Source organism: Bifidobacterium sp. LH_419 (assembly GCF_056356955.1).
Map to the genome: position 1 here is coordinate 14,217 of NZ_JBKEVG010000001.1, position 24,656 is coordinate 38,872.

The following is a 24,656-nucleotide window of genomic DNA, read 5'->3' on the forward strand; positions in this document are numbered from 1 at the left end:
CAGGGGGAGCGCGTCCCCCGGAAGAACCCATCAGACGACACAAGGGAGCAACGTGCAGCAGGATCCGGACGTCATCGCAAGAAGCGCCGACGAACTCGTCGGAGACCTCAATCCGCAGCAATCGCAGGCCGTGCAGTACCGCGGTCCCGCGCTGCTCATCGGCGCCGGCGCCGGATCGGGCAAGACCCGCGTGCTCACCCGACGCATCGCATGGATCCTGAGCCGGTTCGGCGCATGGCCCAGCCAGGTCCTCGCCATCACCTTCACCAACAAGGCCGCCGCCGAGATGCGCGAACGCCTCGAAACGCTCATCGGGCCCGTCGCCCAGCGCATGTGGGTGTCCACCTTCCACTCCGCCTGCGTGCGCATCCTGCGCCGCGACGGCAAGGCCATCGGGCTCAACAGCGGATTCTCCATCTACGACTCCGCCGACTCCGAACGCCTCGTCAAGATCATCGCCACCGAATTCAACATCGACGTCAAACGCTACACGCCGCGATCCATCCTCGGACGCATCTCCGACTACAAGAACCAGCTCATCGGCGTCCAGACGCAGCTCGCCCAGTACGCGCCCGACTTCAAACCCGGCCAGCGCGGCTACAAGATCGGCACCGTCGGCGACATCGAAGCGCTGTACGCGGTCGTCTACGCCGAATACCAGCACCGGCTCGCGCTCGCCAACGCCGTCGACTTCGACGACCTCATCGTGCGCACCGTCGAGCTACTGCGCGACCATCCGGACGTCGCCGAGTACTACCACCACCGCTTCCGCTACATCCTCGTCGACGAGTACCAGGACACCAACCACGCGCAGTACGTGCTCGTGCGCGAACTCGCTGGCGTCGACGCGGGGGAGGGGAAGGCCGTCGCGCCCGCCGTCCCGTCGCAGGAGGCGACCGCCGGCCGCCAGGGCCCGGCGTGGATCACCGTGGTGGGCGACTCCGACCAGTCCATCTACGCGTTCCGCGGCGCCGACATCCGCAACATCCAGGACTTCGAGCAGGACTTCCCCGACGCGAAGACCATCATGCTCGAACAGAACTATCGTTCCACGCAGACCATCCTCGACGCGGCGAACGCCGTCATCTCCAACAACGAGGGGCGCAAGCCGAAGAAGCTGTGGACGGCGCTCGGCAAGGGCGAGCCGATCGTCGGCTATGCGGCCGACAACGCGCAGCAGGAGGCGCAGTGGGTCGCCGGCGAGATCGCCCGTCTCCACGCCGAGGAGGCCATCGCGTACTCGGACATGGCCGTCATGTACCGCGCCAACGCGCAGTCCCGCTCCCTCGAGGAGGCGCTCATCAACGCGGGGCTGCCCTACCAGCTGGTCGGCGGCACCAAGTTCTACGAGCGCCGCGAGGTCAAGGACGCGATGGCCTACCTGCAGGCCATCGTCAACCCGGACGACGATGTGAACCTCAGGCGCATCCTCAACGTGCCCAAGCGCGGTCTCGGCGCGCGCGCCGAAGGCATCATCCTCGACTACGCGCGGGCGCACGGGGCGAGCTTCTTCGCCGGCCTCATGCACATGGACGAGATCGAGGGCATCCCCACCCGCACGCTCAAGCAGCTGCACGCGTTCCGCGACCTCATGGGCGGACTGTCCGCGTTCGCGCGCGCCAACGAGACCAAGCCGAGCGAGATCGTCGCCGAAGTGCTCGAGAAGTCCGGCCTGCTCGAGGAGCTGCGCAAATCCACCGATCCGCAGGACGAGTCACGCGTCGAGAACCTCTCCCAGCTGCAGTCCACCGCCGCCGAATTCGAGCAGAAGACGCCGGACGCCACGCTCGCCGGGTTCCTCGAGACCACGGCGCTCGTCGCCGATTCCGACCAGTTGCCCGGCGAGAACGAGGATTCCGGCAAGGTCACGCTGATGACCCTCCACACCGCGAAGGGACTTGAATACCCGGTCGTATTCCTGACGGGCATGGAGCAGGGCACGTTCCCGCATTCGCGTTCCATGGAGGACACGAGCGAACTGCAGGAGGAGCGTCGTCTCGCCTACGTGGGCATCACGCGCGCCAAGCGTCGCCTGTACGTGACGCGCGCCGCCGTGCGCGCCCAGTGGGGCCAGGCGGCGGGCATGATGCCCAGCCAGTTCCTCGACGAGATCCCCGAGAACCTCATCGACTGGAAGCGCCGCGAGGCCGGCGTCGAACGCATGCGCTCCAGCTGGGACGACGACGAGTTCGGCGGATGGGACGACGGCATGCCCTCGTCCGGACCGACGTTCGGCGGCTCCTACGGGTCGTCGTCCTACGGTTCCGGTTCACGTTCGTACGGCGGCGGCTCGTCGTACGGCTCGCGCTCGCGCTCGTACGGCTCCTCGTACGGTTCCGGCTCGCGCGGCTCGTCCGGTTCGTCGCGGCGTGGATCGGCCTACGGCTCGTCCACATACGGCGGCTCCTCCGGCTCACGGTACGGCTCGGGCTCATATGGTTCGGGTTCCGGCTCGCGCTCCGGCAAGGTCACGACGCGACGTGTCACGCCGAAGGCCGCGTCGTCGAGTCACGGCGTGACGGCGTCGTCGTTGACGAAGGACAACGGCCTCGACGTCAAGGACTTCGCGATCGGGGACCGCATCACCCACGACCGCTACGGCATGGGCAAGGTCGTCGACGTGCAGGACAAGGGACGCAACTCGGTCATCACCGTCGACTTCGGCACCGACGGCGTCAAACGCCTCATGCTGCGCGTGGCGCCTATCGAGAAGCTCTGACGGCTTCCCGATAGGCGCCCTTCGCGGCCGCCGCCGCTCACCTCGCCTACGGACGTCCCACCGGGCCGTCCGTTCGACGGCCCGGCCATGGAAAAGCTCTGATTCCGTAGCAGACGGGCGGGCGACAGTCAAGACTTGTGTTCCATGGGATCATCTGCGCATAATGCCAGACGTTCCGGCAAACGGGACAGCAGCATAGGAAGAGAGAACCATGAAGAACAAGCTCATTGCATCCGTCCCGTCCATCGTCATCGGCGCCCTGACCGCCATCGCGCCGCAAACCTTCGCCCACGCCTGCACGGGTCACGGCACGTTCGGCGCCTGCCACTGGTCGCAGCATGCCGCCGCCGGCATCGGCGTCGTGATCCTCGTTCTCGGCGTCATCGCCTTGTTCTCCGGACCGAAGACCCGCATGGGCCTCAACATCGCCGTCATCGCCGACTGTCTGCTGCTGCTCGCCGTGCCCACGATCCTCATCGGCGTCTGCCCGGGCGCGATGATGCACTGCCGCATGGTCATGCTGCCGACACTCATCGTGCTCGGCGTGCTCGGCATCGCCTTCGCGGCGGCCGGCGCATGGCTCGACTCCCGCACCCGCGCGTGACGACGCGACACGGCGACGCCATGGACACGCACGTCACGCTCCGCGACCTTCCCCTCGCGAACCTCGCACGCAAACCCCTGCGCACGACGGCGCTGCTCGCCGTCGTCACCGTACTCGCCGTCGCTCTGTTCGGCGGAACCATGCTCGGCATGAACCTCGGCAACGGCATGCGCAGCATGGAACGCCGGCTCGGCGCCGACCTCATGGTCGTGCCGCAGAACAGCGCGAACCAGGCCGAGGCGCTGCTCATCGGATCGAACTCCAGCACGTTCTACTTCACCCGCGACATCGCGCGCAAGGTCGAACGCGCCGACGGCATCGCACAGGCCACCGAACAGACCTACATCTCGTCGCTCGCCGCCGCATGCTGCGAGGAGAAGCTCCAGATCATCGGCTACGATCCCGCCACCGACTTCGTCATCGCGCCATGGGTGGCCTCCCAGTTCCAAGGCGAGTTGGAGGACGGGCAGATGGTCGCCGGGGCGAACGTCAACGTCTCCACGGACGGCACCATCGAACTCTACGGACGCAGCTGGCCGGTCGTCGCCCAACTCGCGAACACCGGCACCGGACTCGACAACTCCGTGTTCATCAACCAGCGCACCGTGCCCGACATGGTCGAGGCGTCCGCCGCGGTCTCCAAGCGCGTCATGCCCGAGGAATACGCGGGCAAGGCCGTCTCCACCGTGATGATCAAGGTGAAGGACGGCTACGACCCGCAGACCGTCGCCGCGAACATCAAACGGCTCGACACGCGGTTCGCCGATCTCGGCTACGTGTATCCGGGAGGCGTGACCGCGACGACGAAGACCGCGCTGGACGCGCTGACCGGCTATATGGCGGCGTTCGTCGCCGCGTTGTGGGCGATGGGCGTCATCGTCCTGCTCGCCGTGTTCGCGGCCAGCGCCAATGAGCGCAAACGCGAATTCGCGTCGCTGCGCATCATGGGCGCCACACGCGGCATGGTCAACGGCGTCATCGCGAAGGAGGCCGCCGTCATCGGAGCGGCCGGCGGCGTGATCGGCGTCGCCTTGGGGGCTCTGGGCATCCTGCCGTTCAGCGCGCTCATCGGCAGCAGACTCCAACTGCCGTACCTGCAGGCCGGGCCCTGGACGGTCATCGGCCTCGCCCTGCTCGCCGTCGCCTGCTCCACGGCGGTGGGCGTCGTCTCGTCGTTCGCCGTCATGGGCAGGATCTCCCGCGGCGACGCCGACATCATCCTCAAGGAGGGACGCTGACATGACGGCCGAAACGGAGAAGCGAGACCCGGGCGCGACCCCGCTGCTGCGCATCGACGACCTGACCCGGACCTTCACGCGCCGTGGCAAGCCGTTCGATGCGGTGAGCCATGTGAGTCTCGACCTGGACGCGGGCGGATTCGTCGCCATCGTCGGGCGTTCCGGCAACGGCAAGAGCACGCTCATCAACATGGTCGCCGGACTCGTGCGGCCCACCGGCGGATCCGTCGAGGTGGACGGCGCGCGCGTCGCCGACCTCGACGACCGCGGGCTGTCGCTCCTGCGCAACCGGACCATCGGATTCGTCACGCAGGAGCAGACGCTGCTCGGCAACCTGCCCGTGCTCGATAACGTGATCCTGCCCGCCACCTTCTTCCCGGACGGGAAAGCCGGGTCGGAGCCGTCCGGGGAACGAGGCGACGGGGAAGGGGAGGGCCGCGATCCACTCGTCGACCGCGCGATGCGGCTGCTGGAACGGCTCGGCGTCGACGATCTCGCGGGATGCCTGCCGCGCGAACTGTCCGGCGGCGAGATGCGCCGCGTGTCGATCGCCCGCGCCCTCATCAACGATCCGAAGCTCATCATCGCCGACGAGCCGACCGGCGACCTCGATGCGGACAGCACCACGACGGTCATGCGTCTGCTGCGCGAGCGCGCGGATTCCGGCGCCGGAGTGCTCATGGTCACGCATGACGCGGACGCGATTGGCTACGCCGACACGGTGTACCGGATGGATGCCGGAACGTTGTCCCGGGCATAGGTGTAGATTAGTCGATTGGTGTCTGCCGCAAGGCGGACGTCATCTGGAGTCTTAGCCCGTCAACGGGTCGGCAGCCGGAATCGTCAGAATCCGAATGATACGGCCGCTCGTGAGCAATCACGATGAAGCGTTGGAGAGGCCCGACTCAGCGCGGGGCGCCGCACAGGCGCATCGCGTTCCGTTCAGATAACGACAGAAAGAGAACAAACCAAAATGACGAACGTTCAGCGTTCCCGCCGTCAGGTGCGCCTGTCCCGCGCCCTCGGCATCGCCCTGACCCCGAAGGCCCAGCGCATCTTCGAGAAGCGCCCGTACGCTCCGGGTGAGCACGGCCGCACCCGCCGCCGCACCGAGTCCGATTACGCGGTGCGTCTGCGCGAGAAGCAGCGTCTGCGCGCCCAGTACGGCGTGTCCGAGAAGCAGCTGCGCGCCTCCTACGAGAAGGCCACCCGCACCGCCGGCCAGACCGGCAACGCCATGCTGGCCGATCTCGAGGTCCGCCTCGACAACCTGGTCCTGCGTGCCGGCTTCGCCCGCACCACCGCCCAGGCCCGCCAGTTCGTGACCCACCGCCACATCCTCGTGGACGGCAACATCGTGAACCGCCCGTCCTACCGCGTCAAGCCGGGCCAGACCATCCAGGTCAAGGCCAAGAGCCAGACGATGGTCCCGTTCCAGATCGCCGCCGAAGGCGTCCACCGCGACGTCCTGCCCGCGGTCCCGGGCTACCTCGATGTGAACCTGGCCTCCCTCAAGGCCACCCTGACCCGCAAGCCGGAGGCCGAAGAGGTGCCGGTGCAGGTCAACATCCAGTACGTGGTCGAATTCTACGCCCGCTGATCCGGGCCCACTTCTGTATCCACATACAGTCAAGGACATACCGCCGAAACCCCGCGCCTCCCGGAAGGGACGCGGGGTTTCCGCGTTCCCGGGACCCCGGCGTGGCGGCCGTGGCGTCCGCCGGCCCCGGCCGGAGCCTTCGCGCCGCTTCCCGTTGTAGAGTGGTGCCATGATTCTCCACCTGCATCTCGTCCGCCACGGACAGACCACGTTCAACAAGTACAACCGCCTCCAGGGCTGGTGCAACGCCCCCCTGACCGAATCCGGACTCGCCGACGCCGACAAGGCCGGACACAAGCTCGAAGACCTCGACTTCGCCGCCGCCTACTGTTCGGACACCTCCCGCGCCGAAATCACCGCGAAACGAATCCTCGACATCAACGAGGCCGCCGGGCACCGCCGCCCCGAGCTCGTCGCCGACATGCACTTCCGCGAGCAGTGCTACGGCTACTTCGAAGGACAGGACATGTCGCTCGCATGGACCGCTGCCGGCGGCCCCCACGGCGCGAAGAACTACAACGACATCGTCGCGAGGTTCGGGCTCGCCGCCACCCGCGATTTCCTCAAGGAAGCCGATCCGTTTCACGATGCGGAATCCGACGAGGAATACTGGAAGCGCGTCGAAGGGGCGTTCGCGCTCATCGCCTCGAACCCCGATCTCAAGGACGGTGACCACGTGCTCCAGATCTCGCACGGCAACACGCTGCTGAGCCTCGGGCACCGCTTCGGCGGCCCCGATCTCGACCTGAGCGAGCGTCCCGCGAACGGGTCCGTCACGCTCGTCGACTTCGATACGGACAAGCCGTTCGCCGAGGCGATCGCCATCGTGTCGTATGGCAAGTGATAGTCTTGTGCGGGTAACTGTGTACTAGGAGGCAATATGGGAGTTGGAGAGATCGCCGGTCTCGTCGCCGCGATAGCGTTCGCCGTGCTCGCCGGGTTCATGATCTATCCGCTGATCCGTCTGGGCAAGCTGTTCGACCAGATCGCCGACACCGTGCGCGAATCGGGCGAGCACGCCATCCCGGCGCTCGACGAGGGCGTCACCACCGTCAAGCAGGTCAACAAGTCGCTGGAGGACGTCAACAAGATCTCCGCCGCCGCCTCGACGACCGCGAACAACGTGGGCGCGCTCACCGACCTGTACGGCTCGTTCCTCGGCAAGCCGGTCATCAAGGTCGCCTCCGCGGCGTACGCCCTCAAGTCCACCGCGCAGTCCTTCCTCGTCCGCCAGTCCGCCGGGCGCCCCGACGACCAGGCCAAGGGGGAGTGATGTTCAAACGCATCTTTTGGGTCGGCCTCGGCTTCTCGCTCGGAGTCATCGCCGTCACCAAGGCCCAGGCCTACGTCAAGGCCAATACCCCGGACACGGCGCGGCAGTTCCTGCTCGGCCCCGATCAGGATCATGTCGGGATGAAGACGCTCGAAGGGCTCGTCAACGAGTTCAACGCCACGCGCCGAGCCCGCGAGGCTGAACTCAACAAGCAGTACATCGGCGAAGACCGCTGAGACGGTCCCGCGTCGTGTGCCGCCCGCGCCGTACGGGCGGCACACGCATGATGTAGGACGGTTACGGCGACGATACGTTCCCATAGGGCCCCATGCCCGCACAAACACACAACAAGGAGTTCCATCCGCTTATGCGCACCTCAGAAATCGCGAAGCGCTACCTCGACTATTTCGCGGCGCACGACCACATGGTCGTCCCCTCCGCGTCGCTGATCTCACCGAACCCGACCACGCTGTTCACCATCGCCGGCATGGTCCCGTTCATCCCGTACCTCATGGGCGAGCAGACCCCGCCCCACAAGCGCATGGCCTCCAACCAGAAGTGCGTGCGCACCCTCGACATCGACGAGGTCGGCAAGACCACGCGCCACGGCACGTTCTTCCAGATGATCGGCAACTTCTCCTTCGGCGACTACTTCAAGGAGGAGGCCATCCACTACGCGTGGGAGCTGCTCACCTCCCCGCAGGACAAGGGCGGCTACGGCTTCGACCCGGAGAAGCTGTGGATGACCACGTTCACCGACGACGAGGAGGCCCGCTCCATGTGGGTCAACGAGGGCGTCGACCCCGAGCACATCCAGAAGATGGGCATGGAGGACAACTTCTGGACCACCGGCGGCCCCGGCCCCGGCGGTCCCTGCTCCGAGATCTACGTGGACCGCGGCCCCGCCTTCGGCAAGGAGGGCGGCCCGATCGCCGATGAGAACCGCTACATCGAGATCTGGGACCTCGTGTTCGAGAACTACGAGGTCGACAACGTCAAGTCCAAGACCGACCTGCACATCGTCGGCGAGCTCGAGAACAAGAACATCGACACCGGTGCTGGTCTTGAGCGCCTCGCTTACCTGCTGCAAGGCAAGAACAACATCTACGAGACCGACGAGGTCTTCCCCGTCATCGAGGCCGCCGAGCGCCTCTCCGGCCGCAAGTACGGCGAGGACGAGGCGATGGACGTCAAGTTCCGCGTCGTGGCCGACCACGTGCGCTCCGCGCTCATGATCATGTCCGACGGCGTGCGCCCGTCCAACAACGGCCGCGGCTACGTGCTGCGCCGCCTGCTGCGCCGCACCATCGAGGCCATGCGTGTGCTCGGCGTCGAGAACGAGGTGCTGCCCACCCTGTTCCCGACCTCCAAGGCCGCCATGGAGCCCAGCTACCCGGAGCTCAACAAGACGTTCCACGAGGTGAGCGAATCCGCGTACGGCGAGGAGGACGCCTTCCGCCGCACCCTCACCTCCGGCATCGAGATCCTCGACGTCGCCGTGAAGAAGGCGAAGAAGGACTCCGCCGACGGCAGGTCCGAGGCCGTCGTCTCCGGCGACGACGCGTTCAAGCTGCACGACACCTACGGCTTCCCGATCGAGCTCACGCTCGAGATGGCCGCCGACCAGGGCGTGAAGGTCGACGAGGCCAAGTTCCGCGAGCTCATGGCGGAGCAGAAGGGCCGCGCCCGCGCCGACGCGTTGAAGAAGCGCCACAACGTGGACCTGTCCGTCTACGACGACTTCAAGAAGACGCTCGTCAAGCCGATCGACTTCCTCGGCTACACCGACATGTCCGCCCGTGCCACCGTGCTCGGCATCATGCAGGAGGGCAAGGGCTCCGTGCCCGCCGTCACCGGACCGGCCAACATCGAGGTCGTGCTCGACCGCACCCCGTTCTACGCGGAGGCCGGCGGCCAGCTCGCCGACCAGGGCGAGATCCTGTCCGACGACGGCGCCGTGCTCGAGGTCGATGACGTGCAGAAGCCGATCAAGGACCTCATCGTCCACCAGTGCCGCCTGACCGAGGGCACGCTGGTCGTCGGCACTCAGGTGAACGCCAGCATCGACCTGGCCCGCCGCGGCGCCATCGCCCGTTCGCACACCGCCACGCACATGGTGCACAAGGCGCTGCGCGAGGAGCTCGGCCCGCAGGCCACCCAGCGCGGCTCCGAGGACGCCCCGAACCGTCTGCGCTTCGACTTCCAGTGGTCCAAGGCTCCGACCAAGCAGGTGATGAGCGCCGTCGAGGAGCGCGTCAACGACCGTCTGCGCGACAACCTCGTCGTCACCACCAAGGAGATGAAGTTCGACGACGCCATCGCACTCGGCGCGATGCACCTGTTCGGCGAGAAGTACGGCGACATCGTGCGCGTCGTGTCCATCGGCGAGGACGGCTGGAGCCGCGAACTGTGCGGCGGCACCCACGTCGACCACGTCGGCAAGATCGGCGCCATCAACATCATGTCCGAATCCTCCATCGGTTCCGGCGTGCGTCGCGTCGACGCCGTGGTGGGCGCCGGTGCCTACGAGTTCAACGCCCGCGAGCACGCGCTCGTCTCCCAGCTGAGCGACAAGCTCAACGCCCGTCCGGACGAGCTCGCCGAGCGCGTCAACGCGCTGCTCGCCAAGCTCAAGGAATCCGACCGCCGTCTGGCCTCCATGTATGAGAGCCAGCTCGCCGCGGCCGTCCCGGAGCTCGTGAAGAACGCGCAGGCCTCCCAGGCCCCCGTCAAGGTCGCCGCGAAGAACGTCGGCCACTTCGGCTCGTTCGACGCGCTGCGCAAGACCGTGCTCGACGTGCGTTCCCGCCTCGGCGAGGAGTCGCCGGTCGTCGTGGCCCTCGCCGGCGTGAGCGCCGACGACAAGCCGATGGTCGCCGTCGCCACGAACGAGGCGGCGCGCAAGCTCGGCATCAAGGCGGGCGATCTCGTGCGCGGCGCCTCCAAGGTCCTCGGCGGCGGTGGCGGCGGCAAGCCGGACTTCGCCCAGGGCGGCGGCGCCGACGCGTCGAAGATCGACGACGCGATCTCCGCTCTCGAACACGAGGCGCTGAAGGGCTGAGCCGTTTGACCTGGCTTGGCATCGATCTGGGTGACGCCCGGGTCGGACTCGCGTTGTCCGACCCGGAGCTCACCCTCGCACACCCCATCGGCAACATCCAGGCGTACGGTGATTCATTCCGTGCGCTCGACGATGTGATCTACGTCATCGAGGACGAACAGGTCGACCACGTCGTCGTCGGGTTGCCCCTGCTGCTCAACGGCGATGAAGGAAAAAGCGCCAAAAAGGCGCGTCGTTGGGCCGCCAATCTCGTCAAACGCATCGAGCGTATGATCGCCGACGGCGACATACACCTCGATGCGACACCTGACGTAGAATTGCTGGACGAGCGTCTGACCACGGTGAGCGCGCATCGTCAGCTGCATGAGGCGAACATCGCCGGTCGGAGGCACCGCCCGGTGGTGGACCAACAATCCGCCGTCGTGATCCTGCAATCCGCGTTGGATCGCAAAGAGCGATAGGGAGAAGTGATGTCCGAAAGCTTCAACGATTTCTTCGAGGAGAACGCGCAGAAGGTCTCAGGCAATTCCGCCGCGCCGGCGGCCGAACCGCCCAGGCCTCCGAAATCCCGCAAGGAGATGCGCAGGCATCGTCGCAAGGGACGGCAGAAGAAGGTGATCGTCCTCGTCTCCGTCCTCGTCGTGCTCGCGCTCATCGGCGTCGGCTGCTTCTTCGGCTACCGGCGCATCGCCGCGATCCGCGCGGTCAACGCGTACAACGAGAGCATCTCCCAGGAGTTCAAAGGCAAGGCGTACGGCACCGTCTACTTCACCATCGAACAAGGGCAGGATTCGCTGACCGTCGGCAAGAACCTCGTCAAGGCGAAGATCGTCAAATCCGCCGAGACGTTCGCGGCCACGGTGTCCGCCAATTCGGCGACGCTCTACCCGGGCACGTACGAGATGCAGTACCACATGCAGTCGGCCGACGCGGTCGAGATCCTCTCCGACCAGACGAAGGCCACCGGCTTCCTCGACGTGAAGTCCGGCGAACGCGTGTCCGACGTGATCGCGAACGCCGCACAGCTGAGCGGCATCGACGAGTCCGAATTCAAGTCCGTCGTCGACGGCGGTGGCAGCGGCATCCTGCCCGCCGAGGCGAAGGGCAAGTTCGAAGGTTGGTTCGAGCCCGGCCAGTACGACGTGAAGTCGAAGAAGTCCGCCTCCGACATCCTCAAGATGATGGTCGACAGGCGCATCGCCAAGCTCGACGATCTCGGCGTGCCGACCGGCGACGAGCGTGAGCGCATCCTCAACATCGCCTCCATCGCCGAGGCCGAGGTGAACTCGAAGGAGTACTACGGCAAGGTGACGCGCGTCATCCTCAACCGTCTGGACAAGAACATGACCCTCGGCATGGATTCGACCGTCGCCTACGGCAACAACGTGAAGTCCGCCGACATCACGCAGGCCATGCTCGACGACTCCTCGAACGCGTACAACACGCGCATCAGGAAGGGGCTGCCGCCCACGCCGATCTCCAATCCGGGCGACGACGCGATCGACGCCGCGCTCCACCCGGAGAACGGCGACTGGCTGTACTTCGTGACCGTGGACCTCCAGAGCGGCGAGACCAAGTTCACCGACAACGAGGACGAATTCGACAAGTTCGTGCAGGAGTACAAGAGCAACAACGCCGACGCGAACTGATACGCAACGCGATCGGAACCATGTGGGCTCCTTCCCGGGAAACGGGGAGGAGCCCACATCCGTATCAGGCCAGCACGGCGGCGACGGCGGCCATCACAATCACCGGGACGAACGGGGCCTTGCCCGCATAGGGGGTCCCGCGCTGGGGGTCGAGACGCGTCCACGCGGCGACGAACACCAGACCCAGCACACCCATCGCGAGCCACCAGACGGCCACATGGACCAGTCCGTATGCGCCGACGGCGAGCCCCGACGGCAGCATCGCCGTCACGTCGCCGAGCCCCAGCGCCCCCGGTTTCGCCAGGGCGAGCAGCAGCTGGACGCCCGCGCACAGGGCCGTGAACAGCAGCGCCTGCAGCACGGTGAAGAAATCATTGGCCATCGCCGCCCACACGAGATCCGCGGCGAGCTGCAACCCGCATCCGGCAGCCACCCACGCGCGCGGCACGCGCCGCCGGCGCACGTCCTCGACGGTGAGGGCGATGCCGCAAATGAGACCGGGCAGACAATACAGGTATGGCATGCCTTAACATTAACCCCTAGTTGCAAAACGCGAGAGCCGCCCACGCCGCGGCCGCGGGCCATGTCCCGACCGGCGGCGAGGCGGCGTACGACCATGGAGGAGCGAGAGAGTATGTTGCGTTGGCAGACGGCGGGGGAGTCGCATGGCGAGGCGTTGGTCGCGATGATCGAGGGGCTGCCCGCGGGGGTGTCCGTCACCAGCCAGGACGTGGTGGACGCGCTGGCCCGCCGCCGACTCGGCTACGGCCGCGGCGCGCGCATGAAGTTCGAGCAGGACAAGGTGAGGCTGCTGACCGGAGTGCGTCACGGCTCCACGCTCGGCGGCCCGATCGCCGTCGAGATCGCCAACACCGAATGGCCGAAGTGGACCGAGGTGATGAGCGCCGACCCGCTCGACCATGAGATTCCGCGCGAGGGCCGCAACGCGCCGCTGAGCCGTCCGCGCCCCGGCCATGCCGATCTGACCGGCATGCGCAAGTACGGCTTCGACGACGCCCGTCCGGTGCTCGAACGCTCCAGCGCGCGCGAGACCGCCTCGCGCGTCGCACTCGGTTCGATCGCGGCGAAGTTCCTGGAGCAGGCGTTCGGCATCCGCACCGTCGCCCACGTGATCTCCATCGGCGGGGCTGGCGTCGAGGACGCCGACGACGCCGCGCTGCCCACCCCGGACGACGTCGCCGCGCTCGACGCCTCCCCGGTGCGCACGCTCGACAAGGCCGCGGAGCAGCGCATGATCGAACGCATCGACGAGATCAAGGCGAACGCCGACACGGTCGGCGGCGTCATCGAGGTCATCGCCTACGGCGTGCCCGCGGGCATCGGCACCTACGTGGAATCCGACCGTCGTCTCGACGCCGCCCTCGCCTCCGCCGTCATGGGCATCCAGGCCATCAAGGGCGTCGAGATCGGCGACGGCTTCCTCGAGGCCGTGCGCCCCGGCTCCGCCGCGCACGACGAGATGGTGCCCGGCGAGGACGGCCGCATCACCCGCCTCACCAACCGCGCCGGCGGCATCGAAGGCGGCATGTCCAACGGACAGCCGATTCGCGTGCGCGCCGCCATGAAGCCGATCCCGTCCATCCCGCGCGCCCTGCGCACCGTGGACGTCGCCAACGGCGAGGCGGCGCAGGCCATCAACCAGCGTTCCGACTCGACCGCCGTGCCCGCCGCATCTGTCGTCGCTGAGGCCATGGTGCGTCTCACGCTCGCCAAGTACGCGCTGGAGAAGTTCGGCGGCGACAGCGTCGCCGAGACGCGCCGCAACTGCGAGAACTACCTCGCCTCCTGGCCGGAGCACATGAGGTGAGGCGCGGCATCATCCGCCCGAAGGCCGTCATCATCGGCATGATGGGCGCCGGCAAGACACGCGTCGGCAAGGAGGTGGCGCACCTCATGCACCTGTCGTTCGCCGACGCCGACATCGAGATCGAACGCGAGGTGGGGATGAAGATCCCCGCCTACTTCGAACGGTACGGCGAACCTGCGTTCCGCGAGGTGGAGGCCGACCTCATCGCCGACTATCTGGAGGACTTCGACGGCATCTTCTCCCTCGGCGGGGGAGCGCCGATGACGCCGTCCACGCAGGACGCTCTGGCCGACTACATCGCCGACGGAGGACGCGTCGTCTACCTCGACGCCGACCCGCACGAGGCGATGGAACGCGCCAACCGCGGCGGCGGCCGTCCCATGCTCAACGGCGACGCGAACGCGCGCTGGAGGAAGCTGTACAAGCAGCGCGACCCCGTGTTCCGCGAGGTCGCGAACGTGCATGTACGCACGCGCAGACAGACGCCGCAGATGGCGGCGAGGAAGGTGATGGACATGATCGGCGAACGCACGGTCCACGTGACCGGCAGCGGCATCGAACCATACGACGTGGTGATCGGCGAGGGGGCGATGAACCATCTCGCCGACGTGCTGGGGGACAAGGTCGCCAAGGTCGCGCTCATCCACACGCAGCCCGTGCAGCGCCACTCCGACCGTGCACGCACCCTGCTGCGCCAGGGCGGCTACGACGTCGTCGACATCGTCGTGCCCGACGCCGAGGCCGGCAAGACCGTCGACGTGGCGAACGGCGTGTGGACGCGCCTCGGCGACGAAGGCTTCACCCGCTCCGATGCGATCGTCGGCGTGGGCGGGGGAGCGGCCACCGACCTGGCCGGTTTCATCGCCGCCACGTGGATGCGCGGCATCCGCTACGTGAACTGCCCGACCTCGCTGCTCGCCATGGTCGACGCCTCCACCGGCGGCAAGACCGGCATCAACACCGAGGCTGGCAAGAACCTCGTCGGCTCGTTCTACACGCCGGCCGGTGTGCTCGCCGACACGAAGACGCTCGCCTCGCTGCCGAACGACATCTTCATCGAGGGTCTCGGCGAGGTCGCGAAATCCGGTTTCATCGAGGACACGGAGATTCTGCGCATCCTCGAGGAGCACGCCGACGAGCTGCGCGCGTTCGACGGCGCGACGTTCCTCGGCTCCGGGCTGGAGGACGTGGTCGGCGAGCTCATCGAACGCACCGTCACCGTGAAGGTGCACCACGTGTCCGCCGACCTCAAGGAGAAGGGCAAGCGCGAGTTCCTCAACTACGGGCATACGCTCGGCCACGCCATCGAGAAGCTCGAGCACTTCCGCTGGAGGCATGGCAACGCGGTCGCCGTGGGCTGCGTGTACGCGGCCGAACTCGCCCACCAGCTCGGCTATATCGACCAGGAGCTCGTCGACTACCATCGCGCGTTGCTCAGCTCGCTCGGACTGCCGATCTCCTGGAACGGAGGCTCGTTCGACGACGTGCTCGCGCTCATGCACAAGGACAAGAAGGCCCGTGGCAACAAGCTGCGCTTCGTCGTCCTCGACGGCACGCCCGGCCATATGATCCACCTCGAGGATCCGCCGGCCGACGCCGTGCACGAGGCGTTCCGCCGCATCCAGCACTGAACAGTCCGAAGGAGGAGGGAGAACCATGTCCACCAAAGTCATCGTCGTCAACGGGCCGAACCTCGGTCGCCTCGGCGTGCGCCAGCCCGACGTGTACGGCCGTCAGGACCTCGCCGAGCTGCGTCGCCTGTGCGCCGCATGGGGCGCCGAACTCGGCCTCGAGGTCGAGGTGCGCCAGACCGACGACGAATCCGAGATGGTGCATTGGATGCACCAGGCCGCCGACGAGAAGACGCCGGTCGTCATGAACCCGGCCGCGTTCACCCACTACTCGTACGCGCTGGCCGACGCCGCCCACATGGTCGGCGACGCGGGCCTGCCGCTCATGGAGGTGCACATCTCCAACCCCTCCGCGCGCGACGAGTTCCGCAAGCGCTCCGTGATCTCCCCGGTCGCCACCGGCACCATCACCGGCATGGGCTTCTACGGCTACAAGCTGGCGCTCGACGCCGTCGCCCACATCGTCAACGGCTGATTTCCGGATCGTCCCAGGAACCTTTCCGTATATGAGTCGTACCGACGAATCGAAACATACCGGCGGCGGGCGCGGCAGGGCATGGCTCACGACGCTGCGCGCCGTCATGCCCGTCGTCGTCGCCATGGGCACCCTGCTCATCGGCGGACTGTTCATGACGCACATGCCGCCATGGCGCATCCCCGACATCTGGTCCCACGTCTACCGGGTGGACGGCATCCTCAACGGCGATGTGCTCGCCCGTCCGGTCGGATCGATGAGCTACCTGCACCACCGCGACGGCAACGTGGGCGGTCGCGTCGACTGGCAGTGGATCGAGTTCTCGCTGGAGCGTGATGAAGGACACGATCCCACGATCATCCTCCCCGACACGATCACCGTCTCGGACGCCTCCGGCGCCGACGTGCCGTACAACAACACGGCCACGAACTCGCCGACGGCCTATCTGCCGCAGCTTGCCGGATTCGCGCTGGGCCGGGCGCTGGGGCTGACCGCGGGCGCGACCTACCTGCTCGCCGAGACGATCATGCTCGTCGTGTACGCCGGTTGCGCCGCGGCGGCCGTCGCCCTGCTGCCCAAGTGGAGGATTCTCGTCGGACTGGTCATGCTGTGCCCGGTGCTGCTCTACCGCTACTCGTTTGCCATATCCGCCGACTCGCTGACCCAGGCGTTGACGTTCCTGCTCTCCTGCATGCTGCTGCGCATGCTGCACCGGCGCGCGGGCGTCGCGGGTCATGCCGCGACGGCCGTCGTGTGCGTGATGCTCGCGATGTGCAAGTTCATCTACGCGCCGCTCGTGCTGCTCGCATTGCCGGCCGCGTGGGCGGCGTCGCGCGGCGGCGGGTCCGCCCCACGTGACGCCGACGGCGACGAGGCCGCGTCGTCGGTCCCGTCGCAATCGACGTCCCGCTCCGGTCTTCCCATCGCGGCGGCCGGCGTCGTCGTCTCGATGGCATGGCTCGCCGTGTGGATGAGGCTCACCGGATGGTTCGTCACGACGCCGATGATGGTCCCCTACGCCGAGATGGAGCAACGCAAGCACGCGATGCTCACCGATCCGCAGGCGCTGCTGGCGACGCTCAAGGCGATCGGACTGTCCGTCGTCACCGGGCGGGCGAACCTCGAGAGGCCCGTGGACACGTGGCTCATCCGCTGTTGCTGGGCGGCGATGCTGGCCATGGTGGTCGTGCTCGCCATAGCTACCGCGCGCCGGGCCATGGACGCGCGGGAGACGGTGTTCTGGTGGTGCACGTCGGCCGTGATGGTCGGCATCGCGCTGCTCACCTATCTGGCGTTGTGGCTCCAGTACACGCCGGCAGGCTCCGTCATGGTCGAGGGCATGCAGCACCGGTACTTCCTGCCGTTGACGGTTCTCGGCGTGCTGTGCGTCGCCGAAAGCGCGTCGCACCTGAAGCGGCGTACGACGGGCGTACGGCGATGCCTCCGGGCGAACACGCCGGGTCACGCACGCGTGATAGAGTGAAATTCCATGGTTAGAAGAACACATGGCAATTCGCAAGAGCACGTCACCAAGCACATCTTCGTTACCGGCGGCGTGGTCTCCTCCCTCGGCAAAGGCCTGACGGCGTCCTCGCTCGGCCGTCTGCTGCGTTCCCGCGGTCTGCATGTGCTGCAGCAGAAGCTCGACCCGTACATCAACGTGGATCCGGGCACGATGAACCCGTTCCAGCACGGCGAAGTGTACGTGACCGAGGACGGCGCCGAGACGGATCTCGACATCGGCCACTACGAGCGCTTCCTCGATGTGTTCCTTTCGCAGAAGGCGAACGTCACCACCGGCCAGATCTACCAGGAGGTGCTGCGCAAGGAGCGCGCCGGCGAGTACCTTGGCCAGTGCGTGCAGGTCATCCCGCACATCACCAACGAGATCAAGTCCCGCATGCGCGCCCAGGCGGCGGACGACGTGGACGTGATCATCACCGAGATCGGCGGCACCGTCGGCGACATCGAATCCCAGCCGTTCCTCGAGGCGGCCCGCGAGGTGCGCCGCGAGCTCGGCCAGGAGAACTGCATGTTCGTGCACGTCTCCCTCGTGCCGTACATCTCCGCCGCCCACGAGCTCAAGACCAAGCCGACCCAGCATTCCGTGATGATGCTGCGCCAGCTGGGCATCACGCCGGACGCGCTCGTGCTGCGCTCCGACCGTCCGCTCAACCAGTCCATCAAGGACAAGATCTCCCTCATGTGCGACGTGGACGCGGAGGGCGTGGTCAACTGCGTGGACGCGCCCAGCATCTACGACGTGCCGAAGATCCTGTTCAACGAGGGCCTTGACGCCTACGTGGTGCGCGAGCTCGGACTGCCGTTCCACGACGTCGACTGGGACGAGTGGGCGGACCTGCTCGAGCGCGTCCACCACCCGAAGCACGAGGTCAACATCGCGATCGTCGGCAAGTACATCGACCTGCCGGACGCCTATCTGTCCGTCACCGAGGCCATCAAGGCTGGCGGCTTCGCCAACTGGGCGAAGGTGAACGTCAAGTGGGTGGCGGCCGACCGCTGCGAGACCGAGGAGGGCGCGGCCGCCGCGCTCGACCAGGTCGACGGCATCGTCGTGCCCGGCGGCTTCGGCATCCGCGGCATCGACGGCAAGATCGGTGCCCTCAAGTTCGCCCGCGAACACAAGCTGCCCGCGCTCGGCCTGTGCCTGGGCCTGCAGTCCATGGTCATCGAATACGCCCGCCACGTGCTCGGCATCGAAGACGCGAACTCCACCGAGTTCGAGCCGGACTGCGTCAACCCGGTCATCGCCACGATGGAGGAGCAGAAGGACATCGTCGCCGGCAAGGGCGACATGGGCCACACCATGCGTCTCGGCTCCTACCCGGCCGACCTCGAGGAGGGTTCGCTGGTCGCCGAGCTGTACGGCTCCACGCACGTCACCGAACGCCACCGCCACCGCTACGAAGTGAACGTGGCCTACAAGGACCGCCTGCGCGAAGGCGGCCTGCGGATCTCCGGCCAGAGCCCGGACGGCGAGCTCACCGAGTTCGTCGAACTGCCGCAGGAGGTGCATCCGTTCTACGTGGCCACCCAGGCGCACCCGGAGTTCAAGAGCCGCCCGACCAAGCCGCACCCGCTGTTCGCCGGCCTCGTCAAGGCCGCGCTCGACCACCAGCGCGAACGCTGAACGGTCTGTTTTCGGCGCTCGTCTGAGCGGTTGATGCGATGACCGGTGTGGGTGGCCATCCCTATAGGAGATGGCCACCCACACCGGTCATCGTCTTTATGAAGGTCGTCTTTCTGACGGCGACATGGAGGTGAGGGAGATGATTATTCGGTGTGTATCAGAACAGCATATAGTTGTTTAACGCTATGCCGGTAAGGAACAGCACGATGATGTGTGCAGGGTAAAAAATATAGAAAAACCATTTGACGTGTGGGCCGCGCTTCTGGTTGTATGACAGTAAAAAGGGTAACGCGAAAATCATCATCCATTGATAGTTTGCTGTAAGAGGAGATTGTCCGAGACTGAACGGAGAAATCCCAATTGTTCTCAAAGCAAAAGTGACGATTGTAAAAAGAGATTCCGAATGCGACAGATTTGCGAATGCGTGACCTACAGCAGGCATCGAAACAAATAGATATGTAAAGGAGATTCCACTGAAGGCCAATGACATGTGAATCCTATTAGTGCGGGTCGCCCATAGGATGATGCCGATTGCAACAACGAGCAAACCTCCTTCTAGGTTCAGGACGGTTCCGCTTGAAGCGAACAGAACATAGAGAACAGGTGTCGCGTTTGGGTTAAATCTGTCCAAAAACGTTGCTATGAAGTGCACAATTGCGCTAATGGTAAATTGGGCCAGAATGTAGATTGTAATATTGATTACCCGTTCATGACGTGTTGGTGTGGACAGCAGACATATGATTAAAGCCATCTGCAAAAGCGTTGCAAAAATATTATTGCCTATCGGTTGAGCGCTGTGAATAAAGGGAATATTCATTTGAATAAGGGCGAAAGAAGCGGCCTGTATAATCGACATGCCAATACTGGCTATATAAAGTCGTATCAGGAAGCGCTTTCGATTGCTGGTATATACACAGCTCCATCCAATAAGGAAATAGAAAATAGGTGCCGATAGGCGGCCGGTCCAGTGCATCCATAATGGCATGGACGGTAGGAATTCCGCTATGTGATCGATGACCATGAGCAGGCAGGCAAATGCCTTCAATTGAAAACTGTTCATATGTATATCGTCCGTATGTCAAGAAGCGGGTCATCTTCAGATCTCATATGAAGATGACCCGCTAAGTATTAGCGAATCACGCCATTGAAGATGATGAAATCATCATTTACATCATTATTGAAACCAAGGTAAATCTGATCACTGTTGCTGAGTCCACCAACAGTGAAGGTAGCGGAAGCCTTGGGGGCAATGGTGATGTATTTAATCATATCGTCATTGGCGCTGAACCGCTTGACTTTAAACGCGCGTACCAGGATCCTGTAATTGCCGGTGTTGTACACGGTGACGGTGTAGGAACTCTTTCCCGTAAAACGATAATCTGTGTACATTAGACTGCCATAGCGGACTGAAGCTCCGAAAGAATACTGGCCCCCGACAGACATGTTTCTCACGTTTGTCGGATAGTCGGTGCTTCTCGTGGCTGGAGGGGCATCGGTGGGTGGAGTGGTGGAGAGGCCATAGACCGGAGGGGCTTCGTCACTGGAAGCGGCGAAAGCCGTGGAAGTTGTTGTAGCGGCGCAGAGAAGCGCGATGATGCAGAACAGTGCTGCAAGGTTCTTGTAGATAGTGGACATCGTTATCCTTTCTTATAGAGACGTTTTCAATATTAGATCAATAATCGGTGGCATCATCTAAAAGATGATAGGGGTCATCAGCCCATAGAATTGGTACGAGGAAAGGAGTTGTCATGCGATTGATATCAGGCATCATGATTGCTGTGGTCCTTATGGTCGGTCAGCACGCCCCTTCGCATCAACGGATGGAAACGGTGAATACGTCGATATCCATGCAGACGGTGGTGGGATTCAGTTGTCCGCCATGGTTTGCATGGTTCTGCAATTGGTAGTGTGATAAAGAGGGATACGCGCACGCACAATCCAATTCTCTTCCTCCTTGCGCGTCTCAAGAGAACCTCCGAGCGCATGGATGCGTGTTGCGTGGAGGGACAGACCTCTGCCGCGGTGCGGCCACATCCGCGATTCATTCCTGATGATATTGAACTGCTCCACACACAGCACCGAGTTCTCGATCTCCACGTGCATGTAGTAGGCGTCATCGCCTTGGGTGCCGTATACGGCAATGTTCGAATATAGTTGATTCAGGAAATCCGAGATTTCCTGAATGATATCGGACGGAACGGTACGCATATCCGGTGCCGTTTCACTCTGCACTGCGCTGTGCCCGTATATGCCGATGCTGCGCAGTTCCGCATCATTGCTCTCCATGATGCCGTGCACCATATCCGCAATGGTGAGCGTTGCATCGTCGTGTGCGGACTTCGCATTTCGGTCGGTTTCAAGGGCGTCTATCACCTTGCGCACGTCGGCCAACGTGGATTGCGCGGTGGATTGGATGAGTGCCAGATTGGCCTGCCTCTCATCCGGAGGGCAATCCATGCACTGATTCGCCAGAATCGTAATGAGCGCGAGCCCACGCGTCGTGGAGTCATGGATGCGGCTCGCCAACTCGATATCCCGTCGCAGCAGATCGCGTTCACGTTTCGCATTCGCCGTCTCAAGGGCCTTCTGCCGCAGGATGTCGGCCGATCGATGCTCCGCTATGGCGTATCCGACGACGATCATGATGATGCAGCTTGCATTGAAGGTTCCTATCCCGGAAAGACTCCAACCGCTGGTGCCATGAAGATGCCACATACCCGTCATAGCTGCGGCCTGGACGAGAATCGTCATGGCCGCTGCCAGGAGATGACGACCATACCCGAGCATGCCGAAGGCCAGCCAGACATTCCAGAACTGCATGGGGAAATCGGCATCCGGAACGCAGCCGAGAACGATGGACAGCGATAAAATCGTCGTTCCACAGAGGAATGGATTCCAGTACATTCCGATCAGCAGACCGATATAGACGGCGAAGATGGTCAGCGGCATGAGCCCGCCATCCCCATCGGCCATTCCCTGGATGCAGGTGCAGCATACGGCGATGGCTATCATCGCCGCCGTACGGGGACGCCTGATCAGCTTTGTGGGTTCATGCCCTATTCCGGCGGAAGATAAGGATGGAACGCGCATCATCGCCCTCTTCTGATTTCGGACCATACCCTGACGGCCTGCAGCTTGTTGCGTACCTGTAGCTTTTCGATGGCGTGGCGGATATGGGTTTTCACCGTTGATTCGGAAACCGACATCTTCAGGGACACCTCCTTGGCCGTCAATCCCTCGATGGTCCAATCCATGGCTTCGGCCTCCCTGGAGGACAACGATTGTGGAACAAACGATTCGCCGTCGGGGTATTCGACGACCGCGGCTGCCGGTGGCGACATCCGATCGGGGGCCGGGCTGAGGTCTCCGGATACGCAATCATGTAGGCAGCGGAGCAATCCGGCGATATCGGACTTGTCCAACAGAATCCTGGCTCCTGCCCTTTGGGCGGAAGTCCTGTAACGGTTCAGGGAATGCGAGGTCATCGCCAACAACATGATCCGTGATGAGAAACGCCGGAGCCGCTCCAACACCGACGCCCCGTCCACATCATCCATGCCCATGTCGACCAGTACCGCATCCGGTCTGCTTCGTTCATTCACACACAAATCGACGGCCGTTTCGCCGGATCTCGTCGTCCATGCCACGGACACGCCCTCCTCCGCGAGGCGTTGCGTGATGAGCGCATGCAACGCCGCAAGGGTCAACGCGTCATCATCGACGAGTCCTATGCGCCATCCCGTCCTTCTTTCCGCACCCGGCATCATTACCTCCCCTCAATCCCATTATGGTCTTGTGCCGGGGAACAATCGCCCGTAACCAAGCTCACGTTCATCCATAGCCGACATGCGGTGTCGGTCGTGGAGTTCGCGCATGGGTTCTGCTACATTGACGTAGGAATGTTGTGACCAACGGAAGGCAGGATGGTGAGCGAAACACAAGCGCCAAACGCCGCCGCTGACGTGGAGATGAGCCAGTACGTGGCCGATCGCTCCCGCGTCAACGAGGAGAAGATCAGACAGGATGACGAGATCATCCAGCAGTTCGGCGACTACAGCTACGGCTGGCATGATTCCGACGCGGCCGGCGAGGCCGCCAAGCGAGGCATCGACGAACAGGTCGTGCGCGACATCAGCGCCGACAAGGGCGAACCCGAGTGGATGCTCGACATGCGTCTGCGCGGCTTCAAGGCGTTCCTCGACAAGCCGATGCCCAAGTGGGGCGTCGACCTGTCGGGCTTCAACGCGGACGATTTCAAGTACTACGTCAAGCCGATCGAGAAGCAGGCGAAGTCGTGGGAGGAGCTGCCGGACGACATCCGCAACACCTACGACCGCCTCGGCATCCCGGAGGCGGAGAAGAACCGCCTCGTCTCCGGCGTGGCCGCCCAGTACGAGTCCGAGGTCATCTACAACTCCATCCAGGAGGACCTGAAGAAGCAGGGCGTCATCTTCGTCGACACGGACACCGCCGTGCGCGAATACCCCGACCTCGTCAGGAAGTACTTCGGCACCGTCGTGCCGCCGGAGGACAACAAGTTCGGCGCGCTCAACACAGCCGCATGGTCCGGCGGCTCGTTCGTGTACGTGCCGAAGGGCGTGCACGTGGACATCCCGCTGCAGGCGTACTTCCGCATCAACACGCCCGCCATGGGCCAGTTCGAGCGCACGCTCATCATCGCGGACGAAGGCTCCTACGTGCATTACGTGGAGGGCTGCACCGCCCCGATCTGGTCCGAGGACTCGCTGCACGCCGCCATCGTCGAGATCATCGTCGAGAAGCACGCGCGCGTGCGCTACACCACCGTGCAGAACTGGTCGAACAACGTCTACAACCTCGTCACCCAGCGCGCCTACGTGCGCGAGGGCGGCACGATGGAATGGGTGGACGGCAACATCGGCTCCAAGGCCACGATGAAGTACCCCGCCTGCATCCTCGCCGAGCCGTACGCGAAGGCCAGCACCATGTCGCTCGGCTTCGCCGGCAAGGGCCAGTACCAGGACACGGGCGCGAAGATGATCCACCTCGCCCCGCACACCAGCTCCACGATCGTCGCCAAGTCCATCTCGCGCGGCGGCGGCCGTTCCGCCTACCGCGGCCTGGTCAAGATCGTCAAGGGCGCGGAGGGCTCCTCCAACTCGACCGTGTGCGACGCGCTGCTCGTCGACGACTTCAGCCGCTCCGACACGTACCCGCATGTGGACGTGCGCGAGGACGACGTCTCCATGGCCCACGAGGCCACCGTCTCCAAGATCTCCGAGGACCAGCTGTTCTACCTGATGAGCCGCGGCCTGTCCGAGGAGGAGGCGCAGGGCATGATCGTGCGCGGCTTCGTCGAGCCGATCAGCCGTGAGCTGCCGATGGAATACGCGCTCGAACTCAACAGACTCGTCGAACTGCAGATGGAAGGATCGGTGGGCTGATCCC

General features: G+C 64.6%; 22 protein-coding genes. 17 read left to right on the forward strand and 5 right to left on the reverse strand.

The annotated features are described in order from the left end of the window. The first annotated feature begins 52 nt into the window (after window positions 1-52). The 11 genes from AC1AYX_RS00060 to mltG all read left to right on the forward strand — a co-directional run bounded on the left by AC1AYX_RS00060 (window position 53) and on the right by mltG (window position 12,144). Window positions 53-2,719, forward strand: a complete 2,667-nt coding sequence (locus AC1AYX_RS00060) for an ATP-dependent helicase (RefSeq protein WP_476501587.1) — start codon at window positions 53-55, stop codon at window positions 2,717-2,719. A gap of 211 nt (window positions 2,720-2,930) precedes the next feature. Then, window positions 2,931-3,323: a DUF4418 family protein gene (locus AC1AYX_RS00065; protein WP_476501588.1), complete on the forward strand. Its 393-nt coding sequence runs from the start codon at window positions 2,931-2,933 to the stop codon at window positions 3,321-3,323. A gap of 20 nt (window positions 3,324-3,343) precedes the next feature. Continuing rightward, window positions 3,344-4,561, forward strand: coding sequence for an ABC transporter permease (locus tag AC1AYX_RS00070; protein WP_476501589.1), 1,218 nt, complete (start codon window positions 3,344-3,346; stop codon window positions 4,559-4,561). A gap of 1 nt (window position 4,562) precedes the next feature. Beyond that, complete coding sequence (locus AC1AYX_RS00075; RefSeq protein WP_476501590.1) at window positions 4,563-5,321, forward strand: ABC transporter ATP-binding protein; 759 nt, start codon at window positions 4,563-4,565, stop codon at window positions 5,319-5,321. Between the two features lie 213 nt (window positions 5,322-5,534). Next, window positions 5,535-6,161: a 30S ribosomal protein S4 gene (gene rpsD, locus AC1AYX_RS00080; RefSeq protein ID WP_101623104.1), complete on the forward strand. Its 627-nt coding sequence runs from the start codon at window positions 5,535-5,537 to the stop codon at window positions 6,159-6,161. 169 nt (window positions 6,162-6,330) lie between these two features. Continuing rightward, on the forward strand, window positions 6,331-7,005 hold the full coding sequence (locus tag AC1AYX_RS00085) for a histidine phosphatase family protein (protein WP_476501591.1): 675 nt from the start codon (window positions 6,331-6,333) through the stop codon (window positions 7,003-7,005). Between the two features lie 36 nt (window positions 7,006-7,041). Further along, window positions 7,042-7,434: a DUF948 domain-containing protein gene (locus tag AC1AYX_RS00090; RefSeq protein WP_476501592.1), complete on the forward strand. Its 393-nt coding sequence runs from the start codon at window positions 7,042-7,044 to the stop codon at window positions 7,432-7,434. Continuing rightward, entirely contained in the window at window positions 7,434-7,670 is a 237-nt protein-coding gene (locus tag AC1AYX_RS00095; RefSeq protein WP_476501593.1) for a hypothetical protein, read from the forward strand. The genes AC1AYX_RS00090 and AC1AYX_RS00095 overlap by 1 nt, the downstream gene beginning before the upstream one ends. Before the next feature lie 131 nt (window positions 7,671-7,801). Continuing rightward, window positions 7,802-10,495 carry an alanine--tRNA ligase gene (alaS, locus tag AC1AYX_RS00100; protein ID WP_476501594.1) on the forward strand — a complete coding sequence of 898 codons (2,694 nt, stop codon included), beginning with the start codon at window positions 7,802-7,804 and terminating at the stop codon, window positions 10,493-10,495. 5 nt (window positions 10,496-10,500) lie between these two features. Beyond that, a complete protein-coding gene (gene ruvX, locus AC1AYX_RS00105; RefSeq protein ID WP_476501595.1) occupies window positions 10,501-10,956 on the forward strand; it encodes a Holliday junction resolvase RuvX in 456 nt (151 codons plus the stop codon). A gap of 9 nt (window positions 10,957-10,965) precedes the next feature. After that, window positions 10,966-12,144, forward strand: a complete 1,179-nt coding sequence (gene mltG / locus AC1AYX_RS00110) for an endolytic transglycosylase MltG (RefSeq protein ID WP_476501596.1) — start codon at window positions 10,966-10,968, stop codon at window positions 12,142-12,144. 64 nt (window positions 12,145-12,208) lie between these two features. On the opposite strand, the gene AC1AYX_RS00115 is transcribed toward mltG, so the two are convergent. Continuing rightward, window positions 12,209-12,667 (reverse strand): peptidase A24, encoded by a 459-nt coding sequence (locus AC1AYX_RS00115; protein WP_476501597.1) that lies wholly within the window; start codon window positions 12,665-12,667, stop codon window positions 12,209-12,211. A gap of 111 nt (window positions 12,668-12,778) precedes the next feature. On the opposite strand from AC1AYX_RS00115, the gene aroC reads away from it, so the two are divergent. Genes aroC through AC1AYX_RS00140 form a run of 5 tightly spaced genes read left to right on the forward strand, consistent with a single transcriptional unit; the run spans window position 12,779 to window position 19,229 of the window. Further along, on the forward strand, window positions 12,779-13,972 hold the full coding sequence (aroC, locus tag AC1AYX_RS00120; protein WP_476501598.1) for a chorismate synthase: 1,194 nt from the start codon (window positions 12,779-12,781) through the stop codon (window positions 13,970-13,972). Window positions 13,973-13,980: 8 nt separating this feature from the next. Further along, on the forward strand, window positions 13,981-15,603 hold the full coding sequence (locus tag AC1AYX_RS00125) for a bifunctional shikimate kinase/3-dehydroquinate synthase (RefSeq protein ID WP_476502012.1): 1,623 nt from the start codon (window positions 13,981-13,983) through the stop codon (window positions 15,601-15,603). A 25-nt stretch (window positions 15,604-15,628) separates the two neighbouring features. Beyond that, on the forward strand, window positions 15,629-16,078 hold the full coding sequence (gene aroQ, locus AC1AYX_RS00130) for a type II 3-dehydroquinate dehydratase (RefSeq protein ID WP_476501599.1): 450 nt from the start codon (window positions 15,629-15,631) through the stop codon (window positions 16,076-16,078). Between the two features lie 31 nt (window positions 16,079-16,109). Beyond that, on the forward strand, window positions 16,110-17,561 hold the full coding sequence (locus AC1AYX_RS00135) for a DUF2142 domain-containing protein (protein WP_476501600.1): 1,452 nt from the start codon (window positions 16,110-16,112) through the stop codon (window positions 17,559-17,561). Window positions 17,562-17,567: 6 nt separating this feature from the next. After that, window positions 17,568-19,229, forward strand: coding sequence for a CTP synthase (locus tag AC1AYX_RS00140; RefSeq protein ID WP_034528073.1), 1,662 nt, complete (start codon window positions 17,568-17,570; stop codon window positions 19,227-19,229). A 157-nt stretch (window positions 19,230-19,386) separates the two neighbouring features. Here AC1AYX_RS00140 and AC1AYX_RS00145 read toward each other — a convergent pair whose 3' ends face one another. The 4 genes from AC1AYX_RS00145 to AC1AYX_RS00160 all read right to left on the reverse strand — a co-directional run bounded on the left by AC1AYX_RS00145 (window position 19,387) and on the right by AC1AYX_RS00160 (window position 22,996). After that, window positions 19,387-20,289 carry a TraX family protein gene (locus tag AC1AYX_RS00145; RefSeq protein ID WP_476501601.1) on the reverse strand — a complete coding sequence of 301 codons (903 nt, stop codon included), beginning with the start codon at window positions 20,287-20,289 and terminating at the stop codon, window positions 19,387-19,389. A gap of 68 nt (window positions 20,290-20,357) precedes the next feature. After that, the gene (locus tag AC1AYX_RS00150; RefSeq protein WP_476501602.1) at window positions 20,358-20,864 is read right to left on the reverse strand and encodes a hypothetical protein; all 507 of its coding nucleotides are present in this window, start codon (window positions 20,862-20,864) and stop codon (window positions 20,358-20,360) included. 231 nt (window positions 20,865-21,095) lie between these two features. Then, window positions 21,096-22,241 (reverse strand): sensor histidine kinase, encoded by a 1,146-nt coding sequence (locus AC1AYX_RS00155; RefSeq protein ID WP_476501603.1) that lies wholly within the window; start codon window positions 22,239-22,241, stop codon window positions 21,096-21,098. Between the two features lie 77 nt (window positions 22,242-22,318). Then, a complete protein-coding gene (locus AC1AYX_RS00160) occupies window positions 22,319-22,996 on the reverse strand; it encodes a LuxR C-terminal-related transcriptional regulator (protein ID WP_476501604.1) in 678 nt (225 codons plus the stop codon). Window positions 22,997-23,152: 156 nt separating this feature from the next. On the opposite strand from AC1AYX_RS00160, the gene sufB reads away from it, so the two are divergent. Further along, window positions 23,153-24,652, forward strand: coding sequence for a Fe-S cluster assembly protein SufB (gene sufB, locus AC1AYX_RS00165; protein ID WP_034528076.1), 1,500 nt, complete (start codon window positions 23,153-23,155; stop codon window positions 24,650-24,652). The last annotated feature ends 4 nt before the right edge of the window (window positions 24,653-24,656 follow it).